Annotated in this window: 17 protein-coding genes, 1 tRNA gene, 2 rRNA genes, 1 other RNA gene and 1 other annotated feature; of the genes, 6 read left to right on the top strand and 15 right to left on the bottom strand. The window is 45.0% G+C overall.

Going from position 1 to position 16957, the window contains the following annotated elements; all coding sequences use genetic code 11:
• The 8 genes from AC1DN5_RS18805 to tadA form a co-directional block, all read right to left on the bottom strand.
• Positions 1-60 (bottom strand): 16S ribosomal RNA (locus AC1DN5_RS18805); the annotation flags it as partial.
• A 249-nt stretch (positions 61-309) separates the two neighbouring features.
• On the bottom strand, positions 310-573 hold the full coding sequence (locus tag AC1DN5_RS18800; RefSeq protein WP_016937294.1) for a pro-sigmaK processing inhibitor BofA family protein: 264 nt from the start codon (positions 571-573) through the stop codon (positions 310-312).
• Between the two features lie 60 nt (positions 574-633).
• Complete coding sequence (locus AC1DN5_RS18795) at positions 634-858, bottom strand: YaaL family protein (protein WP_016937295.1); 225 nt, start codon at positions 856-858, stop codon at positions 634-636.
• Between the two features lie 18 nt (positions 859-876).
• The gene (recR, locus tag AC1DN5_RS18790; RefSeq protein WP_016937296.1) at positions 877-1473 is read right to left on the bottom strand and encodes a recombination protein RecR; all 597 of its coding nucleotides are present in this window, start codon (positions 1471-1473) and stop codon (positions 877-879) included.
• Positions 1474-1487: 14 nt separating this feature from the next.
• A complete protein-coding gene (locus tag AC1DN5_RS18785) occupies positions 1488-1811 on the bottom strand; it encodes a YbaB/EbfC family nucleoid-associated protein (protein ID WP_003150700.1) in 324 nt (107 codons plus the stop codon).
• A gap of 24 nt (positions 1812-1835) precedes the next feature.
• The gene (gene dnaX, locus AC1DN5_RS18780; RefSeq protein ID WP_366970250.1) at positions 1836-3527 is read right to left on the bottom strand and encodes a DNA polymerase III subunit gamma/tau; all 1692 of its coding nucleotides are present in this window, start codon (positions 3525-3527) and stop codon (positions 1836-1838) included.
• A gap of 133 nt (positions 3528-3660) precedes the next feature.
• Positions 3661-3925: signal recognition particle sRNA large type (ffs, locus tag AC1DN5_RS18775), an RNA gene on the bottom strand.
• Positions 3926-4009: 84 nt separating this feature from the next.
• Entirely contained in the window at positions 4010-4492 is a 483-nt protein-coding gene (gene tadA / locus AC1DN5_RS18770) for a tRNA adenosine(34) deaminase TadA (RefSeq protein WP_016937298.1), read from the bottom strand.
• 82 nt (positions 4493-4574) lie between these two features.
• On the opposite strand from tadA, the gene AC1DN5_RS18765 reads away from it, so the two are divergent.
• The 4 genes from AC1DN5_RS18765 to dck all read left to right on the top strand — a co-directional run bounded on the left by AC1DN5_RS18765 (position 4575) and on the right by dck (position 7850).
• Positions 4575-5126 carry a cysteine hydrolase family protein gene (locus AC1DN5_RS18765; protein WP_366970249.1) on the top strand — a complete coding sequence of 184 codons (552 nt, stop codon included), beginning with the start codon at positions 4575-4577 and terminating at the stop codon, positions 5124-5126.
• Between the two features lie 65 nt (positions 5127-5191).
• Entirely contained in the window at positions 5192-6481 is a 1290-nt protein-coding gene (locus AC1DN5_RS18760) for a glycoside hydrolase family 18 protein (protein WP_366970252.1), read from the top strand.
• Between the two features lie 95 nt (positions 6482-6576).
• Positions 6577-7200, top strand: coding sequence for a deoxynucleoside kinase (locus AC1DN5_RS18755; RefSeq protein WP_013350734.1), 624 nt, complete (start codon positions 6577-6579; stop codon positions 7198-7200).
• On the top strand, positions 7197-7850 hold the full coding sequence (gene dck, locus AC1DN5_RS18750; protein WP_016937302.1) for a deoxyadenosine/deoxycytidine kinase: 654 nt from the start codon (positions 7197-7199) through the stop codon (positions 7848-7850). The genes AC1DN5_RS18755 and dck overlap by 4 nt, the downstream gene beginning before the upstream one ends.
• A gap of 131 nt (positions 7851-7981) precedes the next feature.
• On the opposite strand, the gene AC1DN5_RS18745 is transcribed toward dck, so the two are convergent.
• Positions 7982-8074: transfer RNA gene (locus AC1DN5_RS18745), tRNA-Ser, on the bottom strand.
• Between the two features lie 219 nt (positions 8075-8293).
• Between AC1DN5_RS18745 and AC1DN5_RS18740 the strand changes: the two genes are divergently transcribed.
• The gene (locus tag AC1DN5_RS18740) at positions 8294-9439 is read left to right on the top strand and encodes a glycerate kinase family protein (protein ID WP_366970248.1); all 1146 of its coding nucleotides are present in this window, start codon (positions 8294-8296) and stop codon (positions 9437-9439) included.
• 11 nt (positions 9440-9450) lie between these two features.
• On the opposite strand, the gene serS is transcribed toward AC1DN5_RS18740, so the two are convergent.
• From serS to guaB, 5 genes are all read right to left on the bottom strand, one after another.
• Positions 9451-10728, bottom strand: coding sequence for a serine--tRNA ligase (gene serS / locus AC1DN5_RS18735; protein ID WP_049627751.1), 1278 nt, complete (start codon positions 10726-10728; stop codon positions 9451-9453).
• A gap of 53 nt (positions 10729-10781) precedes the next feature.
• Positions 10782-10994: a binding site (T-box leader), on the bottom strand.
• 52 nt (positions 10995-11046) lie between these two features.
• Complete coding sequence (gene pdxT, locus AC1DN5_RS18730; RefSeq protein ID WP_269773813.1) at positions 11047-11637, bottom strand: pyridoxal 5'-phosphate synthase glutaminase subunit PdxT; 591 nt, start codon at positions 11635-11637, stop codon at positions 11047-11049.
• Between the two features lie 21 nt (positions 11638-11658).
• On the bottom strand, positions 11659-12543 hold the full coding sequence (pdxS, locus tag AC1DN5_RS18725; protein ID WP_016937306.1) for a pyridoxal 5'-phosphate synthase lyase subunit PdxS: 885 nt from the start codon (positions 12541-12543) through the stop codon (positions 11659-11661).
• Positions 12544-12739: 196 nt separating this feature from the next.
• Positions 12740-14071, bottom strand: a complete 1332-nt coding sequence (gene dacA, locus AC1DN5_RS18720; protein ID WP_016937307.1) for a D-alanyl-D-alanine carboxypeptidase — start codon at positions 14069-14071, stop codon at positions 12740-12742.
• Positions 14072-14223: 152 nt separating this feature from the next.
• Positions 14224-15690, bottom strand: coding sequence for an IMP dehydrogenase (gene guaB / locus AC1DN5_RS18715; protein ID WP_003150717.1), 1467 nt, complete (start codon positions 15688-15690; stop codon positions 14224-14226).
• 120 nt (positions 15691-15810) lie between these two features.
• Between guaB and AC1DN5_RS18710 the strand changes: the two genes are divergently transcribed.
• Positions 15811-16761, top strand: a complete 951-nt coding sequence (locus AC1DN5_RS18710; RefSeq protein WP_366970251.1) for a YaaC family protein — start codon at positions 15811-15813, stop codon at positions 16759-16761.
• A 47-nt stretch (positions 16762-16808) separates the two neighbouring features.
• On the opposite strand, the gene rrf is transcribed toward AC1DN5_RS18710, so the two are convergent.
• Positions 16809-16924: ribosomal RNA gene (rrf, locus tag AC1DN5_RS18705) — 5S ribosomal RNA — on the bottom strand.
• Positions 16925-16957: the final 33 nt, after the last annotated feature.

Here is a 16957-nt window from a genome sequence, read left to right as displayed (position 1 = left end):
TTGCATGTATTAGGCACGCCGCCAGCGTTCGTCCTGAGCCAGGATCAAACTCTCCGATAAAGTAGTTTGACTGACTACGCACATCGCTGTGCGATTTATTTAAAACTTTGAATTAACAGGTACGTTTTGTCTTGTTTAGTTTTCAAAGAACTTTTTCGACTTCTCTCGAAGCGACTTAATTATTATAACACATCATTATCATTGTCGTCAATAACTTTTTTGAATTTCTTTTTCGAAAATCCGTTTTGTCATCAGCGACGTATATTAGAATACCACCCTTGATTCATCATGTCAACAATAAACGACAAATTAAATGATGAAGCGTTTAATGACGATTAAAGCCGCGATGCCGGGTATTCCTAAAATCCCGCTGATGCCGGTTGTGATTAGATTAACAGGTATATGAATGCCGAGACTCCCGCCGAATAAATTCACACCTGCCAGAAGAATCGCTCCGGCAATAAACTTAACGGCAGTCACACCAATCCATCTTAACGGCTTTGAAGATACTCCCCATAATAAAAGCAAAGCAACCAGACCGACAATCAAACCGATAATAAAAAAAGGCTCCATGAATCTTCCCCCTCGCTTGTTTAGTACAAGCTTATGAGAAGACCCCGGAGAATAGACCTCTTACTTCCATCTGCTCATTTTTAAATTCCGCTGCTTCGCTTCTTTCAAATAAAAAAAGTATTTAGATTCAGCGACTTTCAGCTCAAACAGCACCTCAGCTGAGGGCTCAAGACTTTTATCGACCAGACTCTTCTGTCTGTTCCATTCTTCTTTTTGTTTAAAGAGCTGTTCAATCAGTTTGTCATCAAACTCTTTTCTTAATGTATTTCTGCGAAGAAAACCCATGCCTCGCCATTTCCTCCCTTACAATTCACGTCTTCCTTCAAGAGCTTTTGAAAGAGTGACCTCATCAGCATATTCCAAATCACCGCCGACGGGCAGACCGTGGGCAATACGGGAGAGCTTGATGCCTGAGGGCTTTAACAGCCTCGATATATACATCGCTGTTGCTTCCCCTTCAATATTAGGGTTGGTCGCGAGGATAACTTCTGTCACTTGATCATCCTGAAGACGCTTCAGCAGTTCCGGAATCTTAATATCCTCCGGGCCGATGCCGTCCATCGGAGAAATTGCGCCGTGAAGAACATGATACTGGCCGTTATATTCCTTCATCTTCTCCATTGCAATAACATCCTTAGGGTCCTGCACCACACAAATGACAGATCTATCTCTTCTTGTATCCTCGCATATATAACAAGGGTCCTGATCTGTAATATGTCCGCAGATCGAGCAATATGTCAGATTCCGCTTCGCATTGACGAGCGCCTTAGCAAAATCCAATACTGTGTCTTCTTTCATACCTAGAACAAAAAAAGCCAGACGAACCGCTGTTTTCGGTCCGATCCCTGGCAATTTCATAAAGCTGTCAATCAGCTTTGATATTGGTTCAGGATACTGCATGTTTATTTATCCCCCTAGAATAAACCCGGTATGTTCATTCCTTTTGTAAATTGTCCCATTGTCTCATTCGTCATGTCATCGACTTTCTTGAGGGCGTCGTTTGTCGCAGCAAGAACCAGGTCCTGAAGCATTTCGATATCTTCCGGATCAACGACTTCTTCTTTAATCGCAACGTCTACAACTTCTTTTTGACCGTTGACTTTTACAGTCACCATTCCGCCGCCCGCTGTGCCTTCAAGCACTTTTTCAGCAAGCTCCTCCTGAGCCTTCGCCATATCTTTTTGCATTTTTTGCATTTGTTTCATCATTTTTTGCATGTTTCCCATTCCGCCACGCATATTCAATCACTCTCTTTCATCTTATTAGTCTTTTATTTCGATTAAATCCGCTCCGACAAGTTTTTTCGCCTCTGCAATCAGCGGATCTTCTTCAGCCGGTTCGTTTGATCCTTCACTTTCCTGCTGATGATCATTTAAAAATTCTTCTCTTATTTTACCCCATTGTGCTTCCGGAACGCCAATCAAATCCATTCTTTTCCCGAGCATTGATTCGAGAATCTGTTCAAGATTCGTACGGACTCCGTTATTGTCTTCAGCAACCATTTTACAATGGATTTCGTATTTAAATTTAAGCACAAACGCCTTCTGGGCAGCGGCCACCGGTTCACTGTCATTCAAAAGAGCCGCATGAGACACTTTATTCTGCTGTTTCAGGTGTGCCAGCAGCTTGCCCCAGCTGCTTTTAAGCTGTTCAAGGTCAGGCCTTGTGGCTTCCTTCAATATTTCATGAATTCTTCCGGCCGGGACTTTGTAATGGCTTTTTCCGCCTTTTTGAGGACGCGGGGCTTCTTTCGGAGCGCTTTCCGCCTGAACTTTCACCCCGGAGGTCTTCAGCCTTTCTACTTCCTGCTCAAGCTGCTGGATCTTATTCATCAGCATGCCGACCTCTGGGATATCTGCGGCGGCTTGCTGTGCCGTCTGGCATATTTTCACGACAGCCACTTCAAAAAAGATTCTCGGGTGGTTCGTCCACTTCATTTCCTGATGGCTTTTATTCAGGATGTCAATCATCTCATATAAAGCGGGGGCCGGTATTTCACCGCTCAGATTCCGGAACGTTTCATCGACCTTCACCTTCTCCAGGACTCCTTCTAAACTGGGAGCAGCCTGGTACAAGAGCATATCCCTGAAATAGAAAATCATATCTTCAATCAGTTTGGCCGCATCTTTCCCCTGCTGGAGCAATTCATTCAGTGTTTCCAATGCCTCGGAAACCTGTTTGCGGTGAAGAGCAGATGCCAGTTTTCCAATATAGTGCTGGGAAACGGCTCCGGTAATAAGCAGTGCATCATCCACCGACAGCTCCTCGCCGCTGAATGATACGGCTTGATCGAGCAGGCTCAGCGCGTCCCTCATTCCACCGTCTGCGGCGCTCGCTATGATATCAAGGGCGCCTTCTTCCACCTTCAGCTGCTCTGCATCGACGATTGTCTTCATTCGTCCGACAATTGCTTTGGATGTAATCCGTTTGAAGTCAAAACGCTGACATCTGGAGATAATGGTTAAAGGAATCTTATGAGGCTCAGTCGTAGCTAATATGAAAATGCAATGTGCCGGCGGTTCTTCCAGCGTTTTCAAAAGCGCATTGAATGCGCCGATAGAGAGCATATGCACCTCATCTATAATATATACCTTGTAGGTAACGGCCGACGGGGCGAATTTTACCTTGTCGCGGATGTCGCGGATTTCGTCTACACCGTTATTCGACGCCGCATCTATTTCAATCACATCTGATATAGAGCCGTTTGTGATCCCCTTGCACGCCGCGCATTCATTGCACGGTTCTTCTACAGGGGCGTGCTCACAGTTGACTGCTTTCGCAAATATTTTAGCTGCACTGGTTTTCCCCGTTCCCCGTGGTCCAGAAAACAGATATGCATGAGAAAATTTCTTTTGCAAAAGGGCATTTTGCAGCGTTTTCGTAATGTGTTCCTGTCCGACCACATCTTCAAACTGCTGAGGCCTAAATACTCGATATAAAGCTTGGTAACCCACAGGATGCGCCCTCCTCTGTTATTCATCATGTTTATTATACATGAACGGGCTTTTAACGCCAAAACCCGTTTTTCATACACGAAAAAACTCACCTGTCATAAACAGGTGAGTCTGAAATTTGATGATTGATTTACCGTGCACCTTCTGTCGATTCGCTACCCTAAGCGTTACTTAAGCAGTTAGCTCAGCCCAGGCAACCCTGCGGCACATGAGAGGTTTCACTTAATGCTGCTTCCTTCCGGACCTGACATGGTTCATGAATTCCCATTGCGCAGGACCCAGACGTCAACGCCACTTACTTAAGGCAGACCTTACAGTAAACGAACCTCGAGAAGGGATTCGGCCCCGCTAGAGCGGATTGCGGGTACAGGGCACCGCTACCTCCCCGCTTAGCACGGCAAAATAAATATCAAATTTTTATATGCGCACCATTTATGATGCACACATAAGTATATCTGCTTCAGGCAGAAAATGCAACCGTACTACTCAGACAACTTTTTCCTCATGTCTTTCTTTTGCCGGCGAAGCTTTCTGAAAAAAGCGCTGAGCATTTCTCCGCACTCTTCTTCAAGCACGCCGCTCACCACTTCCGCTTGGTGGTTGAACCGTTCTTCCTGCAGAAGGTTCATAAGCGTTCCTGTACAGCCTCCCTTGGGGTCGAATGCGCCGAACACGACCTTATCGACTCTGGAAAGCACGACGGCTCCCGCGCACATCGGGCACGGCTCTAAAGTGACATAAAGAACGGCGTCTTCAAGTCTCCATGTTCCCAGCTTGCGGCACGCTTCGTCTATCGCCAGCATTTCCGCGTGGGCCAGCGACCGCTGTTCGGTCTCCCGCAGATTATGCGCCCGCGCCACGATCTCATCATGCAGAACAAGGACGGCCCCGATCGGCACTTCGCCTTTCGCTTCTGCTTTTTTCGCTTCTTTTATGGCTTCTCTCATATAATATTCATCATTCATCGGTTCAAGCTCTCTTCTTAAGTTTTTTCATGTCTCATAAAGGTTAAAATAGGAATACCCCAGCAGAAAGGAGTTGCCGGCATTGTCTGAACCTAACAACACAGCCCTTCTCATTGTCGATATGATTAACAATTTTCAATTTGATATGGGCGAACGCCTTGCTGAAAAAACCAAACAAATCGTCCCCAGTATTTTATCATTAAAGAAGCATGCAAAACAAAACAACTGGCCGATTATTTATATTAATGACCATTACGGGCTTTGGAAGGCGGATATTGATGCCATCAGGGAGGAATGCAGCAACGACAGAAGCGCATCCATAATAGAAGATATCTCGCCTCATCCGGATGATTATTTTCTCATTAAACCGAAGCATTCCGCTTTTTATGAAACGGCGCTTCATACTCTTCTGACCGAGCTGCAAGTGAATCGATTAATGATTACGGGGATTGCCGGGAATATTTGTGTGCTGTTCACGGCTAACGACGCTTATATGAGAGAATACAGCATTACCATCCCGAAAGACTGCACCGCTTCCAATAGCGACGAAGACAATGATTTCGCCTTGACGATGATGGAGAATGTTCTCTTCGCAGAAATAACCACGGAAAAACAAATTATCGACGAAAAATAAACATGATCGGCCTCCTTTTTTCATACATTTGATAGCGGATATGAAAGGAGGCGTTTTTCATTCAGATCTATGTAGTGAAACGGGGCGACACGCTTTCCGCTATTGCGGCGCGCTACCGGACATCCGCAAATGTCATTGCGGAAGCAAATAAACTGCCTAATCCCAATACACTGGTTGTCGGACAAACTCTTGTCATCCCGATTGAGGGTCAATATTACGAAGTGAAACAAGGCGATACTCTTGCGGCAATCGCCGGCCGTTTTCATATATCGGCCGCGGAGCTTGCGAGGGTGAACGGAATTCAGCTCAGCACCCCATTGCAAAGCGGGACCCGCCTTTACATTCCGCAGCAGACAAATAAGCCCGATATCGAATCAAATGCCTATATAGAACCGCGGGGAACGAGCATAAGCGCTAATCTGCAGCAGGCGGCAAGAGAGGCCTCACCTTATTTAACATACCTCGGTGCATTCAGTTTTCAAGTGCAGCGGAACGGGACTTTAAAGGAACCGCCTCTCACCAATTTAAGAAGCATCAGTGACAGGCACAACACCGCACTGATGATGATCATCACCAACCTTGAAAATGACGCATTCAGCGATGATCTCGGGCGGCTCATTTTGAATGATAATACCGTGAAAACAAAACTCTTTCAGGAAATCGTCTCCACGGCTAAACAGCACGGCTTTCGCGATATTCATTTTGATTTCGAATATTTACGTCCTCAGGACAGAGAAGCCTACAATCGTTTTTTACGTGAAGCGAGGACGATTTTTCACCGTCAAGGCTGGAAGATTTCAACGGCGCTTGCTCCGAAAACGAGCGCGACCCAGGCCGGCAAATGGTATGAAGCACATGACTATAGGGCACATGGAGAAATCGTCGATTTTGTCGTCATCATGACATATGAGTGGGGATACAGCGGGGGCCCGGCTCAGGCCGTATCACCAATCGGCCCTGTAAGGAATGTCATTGAGTATGCGCTGACAGAAATGCCTGCTTCAAAAATCGTCATGGGCCAGAATATGTACGGCTATGATTGGACACTGCCTTTCAAACAGGGAACGACAGCGAAAGCCGTCAGTCCTCAGCAGGCAATTGCTCTGGCAGCACGCTATAAAGTTGACATTCAATATGACGAAACCGCCCAGGCTCCATTCTTTCGATACACGGATGAAAATCAGAGACGGCATGAAGTATGGTTTGAAGACGCACGATCCATTCAAGCGAAATTCAATTTAATTAAAGAACTTCATTTAAGAGGAATCAGCTATTGGAAACTCGGCCTCTCCTTCCCGCAAAACTGGCTTTTGCTCGGAGATCAATTTCATATTGTGAAAGAGACGTTTCGTTAATTGGAAGCGTCTTTTTTCATGGGCTTTTCTGAGAGTATGATACAATATAAAGGCCGGCAGATGACGGATGTTTGCAGAATTAAGGAGGATTTTCAATGAACAGAGCCCCTTTTATCGCGGTAGAAGGTCCTATCGGGGCGGGAAAAACGACACTCGCTTCTATGCTTTCTGAAGAGCTCGGTTTTCCTATGATTAATGAGATTGTGGAAGACAACCCTTATCTTGATAAGTTCTATGATAATATCGAGGAGTGGAGTTTCCAGCTTGAAATGTTTTTTCTCTGTCACAGGTATAAACAGCTTGAAGATACAGATCGTGATTACTTAAAACAAGGACAGCCCGTTTTGTCCGATTATCATATTTATAAAAACGTTATTTTCGCAGAGCGCACATTGCACGGACAAAAGCTTGAGAAATATAAGCAGATTTATCATCTGCTCACTCACGACTTGCCGAAACCGAATGTTATTGTATACATAAAGGCAAGCCTGCCGACATTGCTTCAACGCATCGAAAAACGCGGGCGCCCGTTTGAGAAAAACATCGAGCATCAATATCTGGAACGTCTCATTGCAGATTACGACACAGCCATCAGACAGCTTCAGGAAGAAGATCCGGATATATCTGTACTGACCATTGACGGTGATACCGAAGACTTTGTTTTGAATAAGACAGACTATGAAAGAATTGCCCGTCAGGTAAAGGAGCTTATTAAATGAAAGACATTCATATTCCAAACAACGCCATTATAACAGTAGCGGGAACGGTAGGAGTCGGAAAATCGACTTTAACCAAGGCTTTAGCAAAACGGCTCGGCTTTAATACCTCGCTTGAAGAAGTGGATGAAAACCCTTATTTAGAGAAGTTTTATCATGATTTTGAGCGTTGGAGCTTTCACTTGCAAATTTATTTTCTGGCTGAGCGGTTTAAGGAGCAGAAAAACATCTTTGAATCAGGCGGCGGATTCGTGCAGGACCGTTCGATTTATGAAGATACAGGCATATTCGCAAAAATGCATGCCGATAAAGGAACCATGTCGCTGACAGATTACAAAACATATACCAGCCTTTTTGAAGCGATGGTCATGACGCCATACTTCCCGCACCCTGATGTTTTGATCTATTTAGAAGGTGATCTTGAAAACATTATAGAACGGATTGAAAAGCGCGGCCGCGATATGGAGCTGCAGACAAACCGCTCCTATTGGGAAGAGATGTATAAACGGTACGAAGACTGGATCAGCGGTTTTAACGCCTGCCCTGTGCTGAAAGTGCGCATTGAAGATTATGACCTTGAAGCTGATGAACAGTCACTGGAACCTTTGATCGAAAAAATCAGCCGCGTGATCAACGAAAACAGAAATAAGTAAAAATAAGAAAGCGATTTTCCCCGAACAGAGAAAATCGCTTTTTTTTGCATATAAAAAATCCGCTGCATCAGATGCAGCGGACAAAACAATCTCCAATATATGCTCGAGTTTCATTAGGTTTAAAATCAATATGGCGGAGGAAGAGGGATTCGAACCCCCGCGGGCTTTGACACCCCTGTCGGTTTTCAAGACCGATCCCTTCAGCCAGACTTGGGTATTCCTCCGTATCGACATTTAATAATATACCACATGACTTATTTTTCAGTCAAGCGCTTTTTTCATATTTTTTATTTCTTTTCTTAAACAGCTTGTCCGTCAGCTTTACTATCATACAAAAAGACTTGTATCCAAAATCAACCGCTTTCTGTTATACGGCAGGAAAACACAGTGAAAACCAAGAATACATTCAAATAGATAACCTGTTCATAAAGGTGGAGAACACAATGAAAGTCATAATCGCACCGGATTCTTTTAAAGAGAGCATGACAGCAAAAGAAGCTGCCGACAGCATCGAAAAAGGATTCAAATCAGTCTTCCCTGATGCTGAATATATCAAGATACCCGCGGCGGACGGCGGAGAAGGAACCGTTCAGGCTTTAACGGAGGCCACCGGGGGGAGAATCATTAATAAAACAGTGACCGGTCCGCTGGGAACCCCGGTAAACGCCGCATACGGACTTCTGGGAAACGGACGCACGGCAGTCATTGAAATAGCAGAAGCATCAGGACTTCATCTCATCCCCCGTCATCTCAGAGATCCGTTGAACACTACAACAAGAGGAACGGGTGAACTGATAGCAGATGCAGCTTCCCGCGGGGTGAGTGAAATCATCATCGGTCTTGGCGGGAGCGCAACCAATGACGGCGGGACCGGGATGGCGAGCGCGCTCGGTGTGCGTTTCTTAAATGAGGAAGGCCAGGAGATACCTGACGGCGGAGGCTCGCTGCACACCCTGGCTTCTATCGATATAAGCGGCCTCTCCCCTGATCTGAAAAATATCCGTATCCGTGCCGCATGCGATGTCGAAAATCCTCTGACCGGGGAAAACGGCGCATCATATGTCTTTGGCCCGCAAAAAGGGGCGTCCGAGAAGACAAAAGTTGTATTGGATCGCAATTTACGCCATTTCGCTGATGTATTGAGACGGCAGCACGATATTGAAGCGGATACCGTAAAAGGCGCGGGCGCTGCAGGAGGTTTAGGCGCAGGGCTGATCGCCTTCTTACAAGCCGACCTTCAAAGCGGGATTGACGTTGTATTAGATACACTGTCCTTTTCAGATCAGATAAAAGGCGCTGACCTTATCATCACCGGAGAGGGGCAGATTGACGGACAAACAATATTCGGCAAAACACCCGCAGGAATTGCAGCACGCGCAGCCGCTCAAAAAATTCCCGTTATCGCGTTGGCGGGTTCCTTGGGAAAAGACTTTGAACATGTATACAACGGAGGAATAACAGCTGTATTTTCTATCGTGCCGGGCGCTGTAAGTCTTGAAGATGCCTTAGCATCAGGCCGTTTTAACCTTGAAAGCACAGCCCGGAATGTCGCCGCTTTATATCAAACAGCAAAAAAGGCGCGCCTCTAGGGCGCACCTTTTTATGGTTTGATGACTTCTTTATTTCCCATATAAGGACGAAGCACTTCCGGAATGACGACACTTCCGTCTTCCTGCTGGTAGTTTTCCAAGATGGCAGCTACTGTTCTGCCGACTGCCAGACCTGAACCGTTTAATGTATGCACATGCTCCGGCTTGCCTTTCGCTTCGCGTCTGAATCGAATGTTTGCGCGTCTCGCCTGAAAGGCCTCAAAGTTGCTGCAAGAAGAAATTTCACGATATGTGTCTTGGCTTGGAATCCATACTTCAATATCGTACTTTTTCGCAGCTGTAAAGCCGAGATCTCCGGTACACATGCTCATGACACGATACGGCAGTTCGAGCAGCTGAAGCACCCGTTCAGCTTGATTTGTCAATTTTTCAAGCTCCTCATAAGAATCTTCCGGCTTCACGAATTTCACAAGCTCAACCTTGTTGAATTGATGCTGGCGGATCAAACCGCGTGTATCACGGCCAGCAGATCCCGCTTCTGAACGGAAGCAGGCGCTGAATGCGGCATAATTAATCGGCAGGTCTTCGCCGGATAAGATTTCATCGCGGTGCATATTTGTGATCGGCACTTCCGCCGTCGGAATTAAGAAATAATCCTCTTCCCTGATTTTAAAAGCATCCTCTTCAAATTTAGGAAGCTGTCCCGTCCCTGTCATGCTCGTACGGTTTACCATATAAGGAGGAATGACTTCCGTGTAATCATACTCATCAACGTGAAGATCCAGCATAAAGTTGTAGAGCGCGCGTTCGAGACGGGCCCCTAGTCCTTTATAAAACACAAACCGGCTTCCAGTTACTTTTGAAGCGCGTTCGAAATCAAGGATGTTCAAGCGGTCAGCGATATCCCAATGCGGTTTCGGCTCATATGCAAATGCCGGCGCCTCTCCCCACTTGCGAATTTCAATATTATCATCTTCCGTTTCCCCGACAGGCACTGAATCGTGCGGGATGTTCGGAATAGACAGAAGGATGGTTTCGAGCGTGGTTTCCACCGTGCGAAGCTCTTCATCAAGCTTCTTAATTTCTTCGCCTGCTTCACGCATCTCTTTAATAATATGATCAGCGTCTTTTTTCTCCCGTTTCAAAACGGCGACCTGCTGAGACACTTCGTTGCGTTTTCCCTTCAGTTCTTCTACTTTGCCGATAAGTTCTCTTCTTTTTTCATCAAGCTCTTCAAACTTATCAAAGTCAGATAAGTCTTCGCCTTTAGGAATGAGCTTCGCTTTTACTTCTTGAAAATTGGCTCTCAGGACCTTCGTATCAATCATACTTAACAACTCCTATCTGTTTTATCGAAAATAAAAAAGAGCCCTCATCCCCTAAAAGGGACGAGAGCTCTCGCGTTGCCACCCTGATTGAAAACAAGCTTACACTTGCTTCCCGCTTTAACACATAACGGTTTTCCCGTAAATGCCTACTTGTTTTCAGCATTTCGCTCAAGGACGGATTCGGACAGCATCTTCCACCGATTCGCACCACCCATCGGCTCTCTTTGAAAGAGAGGCTTCCTACTGCTTCCTGTCAACGCTTTTCGATCTTTATTTGTGTTTATAATGTACTATAAGTATCAGCGGTTTTCAACTGTTTTATACAGCTGTTTCCCGCTTATGCTTTTCCGCCATCTTCACAAACAGCTCTGTCACCCGGTGGTCATCCGTCAGTTCAGGATGGAACGAGCAGCCGAGCAAATGCCCCTGCTTTGCAGCCACGATGCGTCCGTTATGCTCACAAAGCACTTCAACATCTTCTCCGGCTTCTAAAATGTGCGGCGCGCGAATAAATACACCCGTAAACGGCTCATCAAGGCCTTTAATCGTCAGGTCAGCTTCAAAGCTGTCGACCTGACGGCCAAAGGAATTACGCTCGACAACTACGTCTAACAGCCCTAAATGGGCATGATCGGTTCCCGCAATCTCTTTGGCTAATATAATCAGACCGGCGCATGTGCCGAACATCGGCTTGCCTTGAGCGGCAAACTCGCGAAGCGGCTCCATAAAATGATACGTATCCATTAAACGCCGCATTGTCGTGCTTTCTCCGCCCGGCAGGATTAAGCCGTCAATGTCATTCAACTGTTCAGGACGCTTAATGACAACACCTTTTGAACCACATGCTTCAATTGAACGAATATGTTCTCTTACTGCTCCTTGAAGTCCAAGTACACCAATTGTTAACATGCTTCCAGCTCTCCTATGGTTTTACCAGCCGCGTTCTTGCATACGCTGTTCCGGCAATAGATTTGAGATTTCGATACCTTTCATCGCTGTGCCCAATTCTTTAGAAAGCTCAGCAATCAGTTTGTAATCTGTGTAGTGAGTCGTTGCTTCCACAATTGCTTTGGCGAATTTAGCAGGGTTGTCTGATTTGAAAATACCTGAACCGACAAATACGCCGTCAGCGCCCAGCTGCATCATCAATGCCGCATCAGCAGGCGTCGCCACTCCGCCGGCAGCAAAGTTGACAACAGGCAATTTGCCGTCACGTTTGATTTGAAGCAGCAGCTCATATGGTGCACCGAGGTTTTTCGCTTCAGTCATCAGCTCATCATCGCTCATCGCTGCAACTTTGCGCACTTGCGCGTTTACTTTTCTCATATGACGGACAGCTTCCACAATGTTTCCTGTTCCCGGTTCGCCTTTTGTACGAAGCATGGAAGCTCCTTCAGCGATACGGCGCGTTGCTTCGCCGAGATCACGGCATCCGCATACGAACGGAACAGTATATTCATTTTTATTTAAATGAAATTCTTCGTCAGCAGGAGTCAGAACTTCACTTTCATCAATATAATCTACTCCCATTGCTTCAAGGACACGCGCTTCAACGATATGTCCGATACGCGCTTTTGCCATTACGGGAATGGATACAGCATTCATTACTTCTTCAACGATCGTCGGGTCAGCCATGCGGGCTACACCGCCGGCAGCGCGAATATCAGCCGGAACTCGTTCTAACGCCATTACGGCAACAGCTCCCGCCTCTTCCGCAATCTTCGCTTGTTCAGCATTTACAACGTCCATGATGACGCCGCCTTTTTGCATTTCCGCCATTCCGCGTTTTACACGGTCAGTACCTGTTTGAGCCATTATTTGGTCCCCCTAGTCAATGTATAGTTAGATAATTTCTATCTCTTATTGTATCCCAGAAATACAATATTTCATATGGATATTCTTATTTTACAGTGTGACGGAAGAGATAGATATCATTTTTTACTAACAATTTGGTTTTTTCAGTATATTAAGCGAAAGAGCCCTAACTTTCATCAGAGCTCTTTCTTATTTCTTAAAACCAGCCTGTTACCGTATCAACGGCGCTGTTCCAGATTCCGGAGAAGAAACCGCCGATGCCGCGCATCATCTGAACAAACCAGTTTGCTTTATCTACATCATTTTTCGTTACAAGATTCACGCTGAACTCTTTGGATTTGAGGAAGCCGTAGTCTTTGTCACTGCCTTTGTATGTAACTTTCAGCGTTCCGACTTTCGTCCCTTTTTTCACAGGAGCCGTGATTTCTTTTTTATCTAAAGTCACTTCGGCTTTATAGTTCTTTTCATCCCCGCTTTTCACAGGAATAGAAAGCGCCTTATCAGTCACAATATCGACTTGCTTGTCTTTCCCTTTATCAACGTCAATTGTTTTGTGCCCTTTTACTTGAGAGCCTTCAGGGTAAAGGTCTTTCATTGAGAAATTGCTGTTAAATGCGTAATCGAGCATTTTTTTCGTTTCATCAAATCGTCCGGTATGCAGGTTGCCTTTTGCGTTTAACACAACAGTGATGACTCGCATTCCGTTCCGCTGTGCGGTGCTTGTAAAACAAGATCCCGCAGAATCAGTAGAACCCGTTTTTAACCCGTCAACGCCGGGATATTCAGAAACAAGGCCTTTTAACATGAAGTTCCAGTTCGGCATGTCCATTTCATCATCAGTGCCGGCTCTGAATTTCGTCTTAGCGATGCTTGTTGTTTTCAGAACTTCCGGATAATCAGTGATCAGGCGGTCTGCAAGAAGCGCCATGTCTTTAGCAGAAACTTCACTCTCTTCTTTAACGCCTTCTCCTTGCGGCTGTTTGCCGTGAAGGTCTTCATTCACAAGTCCGGTGGCATTTTTAAAATCATAGTTTGTCATGCCTAATTCTTTGGCTTTCGCATTCATTTCAGCGACAAATTTCGTTTCAGTTCCGGCAAGAATTTCAGCAACAGCGATCGCGGCTCCGTTAGCAGAGTAAATCGCCATGGCCTGGTACAGTTCTTTGACTGTGTATTTGCCGTCTTTCCGAAGAGGGACGTTTGATAAACTGTTGTCTTGAGAAATTTCATAGACGTAATCATCAGGAGTATACGTTTGATCCCATTTCACTTTTCCTTCTTTAATGGCTTCCAGAAGCAGGTATTCAGTCATCATTTTTGTCATGCTGGCAATCGGCAGTCTTTTATCTGCATTTTTACTGTATAAGATTTTCCCCGATGAAGCCTCAATCATTATCGCAGCTGAAGCATTGACATCAACCGGGTCATTGCCGGCTGCCTCCGCTTTAGACATTGGAACAAAGCAAGTTGCGGCCAGTGCCAGTACCACTAATGACACTAACAGCTGTTTCCATTTCGTGATGTTCAATCTTACGACCTCCGTCATTCATTTTAAATCTATAATTAAGCCGTTAAGGACATATTCAAATTCAAAACACAACAGTATAAATTTTATCACACTCGATATAAAAAAAATAGACAGAGTCAGCGACCCTGTCAAATGTTTTTTATTTGTAACAATTATGAGATTGTATAGTTTGGTGATTCTTTCGTAATTTGAACATCATGCGGATGGCTTTCGCGAAGACCTGCTCCTGTCATACGGATGAATTGAGCTTCTTCTCTTAAAGCGCGTAAGTCTTTTGAACCGCAATATCCCATACCTGAACGAAGACCGCCGACAAGCTGATACACTGTTTCTTCTACAGGACCTTTGTACGGAGTCCGTCCTTCGATACCTTCAGGGACGAATTTCTTATTTTCTTCTTGGAAATATCGGTCTTTACTGCCTTTTTCCATGGCAGCGACAGAACCCATACCGCGATACACTTTAAATCTTCTGCCTTGATAGATTTCAGTCTCTCCCGGGCTTTCTGAAGTACCGGCAAGCAGGCTTCCAAGCATTACGGCATGTCCGCCGGATGCCAATGCTTTCGTAATATCACCGGAGAATTTAATACCGCCGTCCGCGATAATTGTTGCGCCGTGTTTTCTTGCTTCAGTGGCACAATCATAAATGGCAGTGATTTGCGGTACGCCTACACCTGCAACGACGCGTGTCGTACAGATGGAACCAGGCCCGATTCCCACTTTTACAATGTTTGCTCCGGCTTCAATCAAAGCCTTTGTCGCTTCAGCCGTTGCCACATTTCCTGCGATAATGTTCAGTTCAGGATATGTTTCACGGATTTTCGCAACCGTGTTCAGTACGCCTCTGGAATGTCCATGAGCCGTATCGACCACAATCACGTCGACATTCGCTTCAACAAGCTTGCTGACGCGTGTCATTGTATCGCCTGTCACGCCTACCGCAGCGCCGACAATAAGGCGTCCGTGTTCATCTTTAGATGAATTCGGGAATTCGATAACCTTTTCAATATCTTTGATCGTGATAAGACCTTTTAATTTGTTTTGGTCATCCACTAATGGAAGTTTTTCAATTTTATGTTTCTGTAAGATTTTTTCTGCTTCGTCTAATGTGGTGCCTACAGGAGCCGTAACCAGCTCTTCTTTTGTCATCACGTCACTGATTTTCATTGAATAATCAGAGATAAAGCGAAGATCACGGTTTGTAATGATTCCGACAAGCTTTTGATCGTCTTTATTATCTACGATCGGAACACCGGAAATTCTGTATTTCCCCATCAAATGCTCCGCATCGAATACTTGATGATCAGGTGTTAAAAAGAAGGGATTTGTAATAACGCCCCGTTCAGAACGTTTGACTTTGTCAACATGTTCAGCCTGCTGTTCGATGGACATGTTTTTATGGATAATGCCCAAGCCGCCCTGTCTGGCCATCGCAATCGCCATAGCTGATTCTGTTACTGTATCCATTCCCGCACTGATGACAGGAATATTAAGCTTTAACGTTTTTGTCAGTTCAACAGATAAATCCACATCACGCGGAAGTACGTCTGATTGAGCCGGTACGAGCAGTACATCATCGAACGTTAAGCCTTCTTTTGAAAATTTACTTTCCCACATTAGTAAATCCCCCTCTTTTCGGCAAAATATTATATGTAGATTATCAACTAGAAAACGGCATGTCAAGGAAGCGAAGAAGAGTTGAAATATTTAGATAAAGGAAAGGGTTTAAAAATACACATGAGAGACCTTGAGTGGAAAGAGTTATCATTATTTTATTCCGTGGAATCCTCCCAGAAATTCCTAAATAAAGTCTATACAGAAAGAGGGATGGAAGAACCAAAACGATATGCGTTTAAAAACAGTGAACGCTTCATATTTTTTATCAAACACGCCGAGTCCTTTTATAAACAGGCATCTCTCTCCCCTTTAGAAATTAAGCCTATTCTGTTGTTTTACGGGATGTCACAATTGCTGAAAGCCTGTCTTCTGACTACAGATCCAAGCTATCCGAGTCACGCCTCAGTACTCGCACATGGCGTTACTGCCCGAAAGCGAAAAAAGCAAAATTACAGTTTTAGGGATGATGAAGTGAAGGTGCAGCGCAATGGCTTATGTATACATGTAATGAATCACTTATTCGGAATAGCGGGTCTTGAGGAAGAACGGTATACAATGAAAAAACTGCTGACAGCCATACCCGAATTGCACAGTGTATTTCATTTTCAAGAGAAAAAGAATTGGCTGACCAAAGTAGAGCTGAAAGATGACCTTGTTTTAGTTCCTGAACATACGGTGATTCAGTACAATATGTCTGACTCCCGCTTTGCAGAATATATCAGTCATCATTTGAATTGGTCTTTTGTCAGGAAAATCCATAACCATTTGGTTTTTGAGACTGATCCGCTAGATACTGAACCTTGGTCTTCGCCAAACTTAGCGTTTCACTTAGAGAAAAATCAATATTATCTTCCCTCTCAGCGTGATCAGTTCCTGCATCTTCCTGAAATGATAATTCATTATTTGGTCCTGTATAATATTGGGATGATTGCGAGATATGAAACGGAATGGTGGTATGAACTGCTGACACAGCATGTCAGCGATGATTATGTATTGATCCGGCGGTTCTTAGAGGTCACAGAACGTAAATTTCCTTATTACATTTCTAATTTCCTTAAGCAATACTTATAAACAAACAAAAAAGGCAGCTCATCATGAGCTGCCTTTACCGTATGATTGCTTGGCGGCGTCCTACTCTCACAGGGGGAAACCCCCGACTACCATCGGCGCTGAAGAGCTTAACTTCCGTGTTCGGCATGGGAACGGGTGTGACCTCTTCGCTATCGCCACCAAACTATTGAGAGTGTTCTCTCAAAACTAGATAACA

The organism is Bacillus sp. 01N42_2, from assembly GCF_056399565.1.
Note: the sequence above shows the minus strand (reverse complement) of the source record. Positions and strands in the feature narration are given on the sequence as shown.

Excerpts from the sequence above, each read along its gene's own strand:
- AC1DN5_RS18800 (WP_016937294.1), bottom strand. The coding sequence starts at position 573 with ATGGAGCCTTTTTTTATTATCGGTTTGATTGTCGGTCTGGTTGCTTTG.
- AC1DN5_RS18795 (WP_016937295.1), bottom strand. The coding sequence starts at position 858 with ATGGGTTTTCTTCGCAGAAATACATTAAGAAAAGAGTTTGATGACAAA.
- recR (WP_016937296.1), bottom strand. The coding sequence starts at position 1,473 with ATGCAGTATCCTGAACCAATATCAAAGCTGATTGACAGCTTTATGAAA.
- AC1DN5_RS18785 (WP_003150700.1), bottom strand. The coding sequence starts at position 1,811 with ATGCGTGGCGGAATGGGAAACATGCAAAAAATGATGAAACAAATGCAA.
- tadA (WP_016937298.1), bottom strand. The coding sequence starts at position 4,492 with ATGAATGATGAATATTATATGAGAGAAGCCATAAAAGAAGCGAAAAAA.
- AC1DN5_RS18755 (WP_013350734.1), top strand. The coding sequence starts at position 6,577 with ATGAACAGAGCCCCTTTTATCGCGGTAGAAGGTCCTATCGGGGCGGGA.
- dck (WP_016937302.1), top strand. The coding sequence starts at position 7,197 with ATGAAAGACATTCATATTCCAAACAACGCCATTATAACAGTAGCGGGA.
- AC1DN5_RS18740 (WP_366970248.1), top strand. The coding sequence starts at position 8,294 with ATGAAAGTCATAATCGCACCGGATTCTTTTAAAGAGAGCATGACAGCA.
- serS (WP_049627751.1), bottom strand. The coding sequence starts at position 10,728 with ATGATTGATACGAAGGTCCTGAGAGCCAATTTTCAAGAAGTAAAAGCG.
- pdxT (WP_269773813.1), bottom strand. The coding sequence starts at position 11,637 with ATGTTAACAATTGGTGTACTTGGACTTCAAGGAGCAGTAAGAGAACAT.
- pdxS (WP_016937306.1), bottom strand. The coding sequence starts at position 12,543 with ATGGCTCAAACAGGTACTGACCGTGTAAAACGCGGAATGGCGGAAATG.
- guaB (WP_003150717.1), bottom strand. The coding sequence starts at position 15,690 with ATGTGGGAAAGTAAATTTTCAAAAGAAGGCTTAACGTTCGATGATGTA.
- AC1DN5_RS18710 (WP_366970251.1), top strand. The coding sequence starts at position 15,811 with ATGAGAGACCTTGAGTGGAAAGAGTTATCATTATTTTATTCCGTGGAA.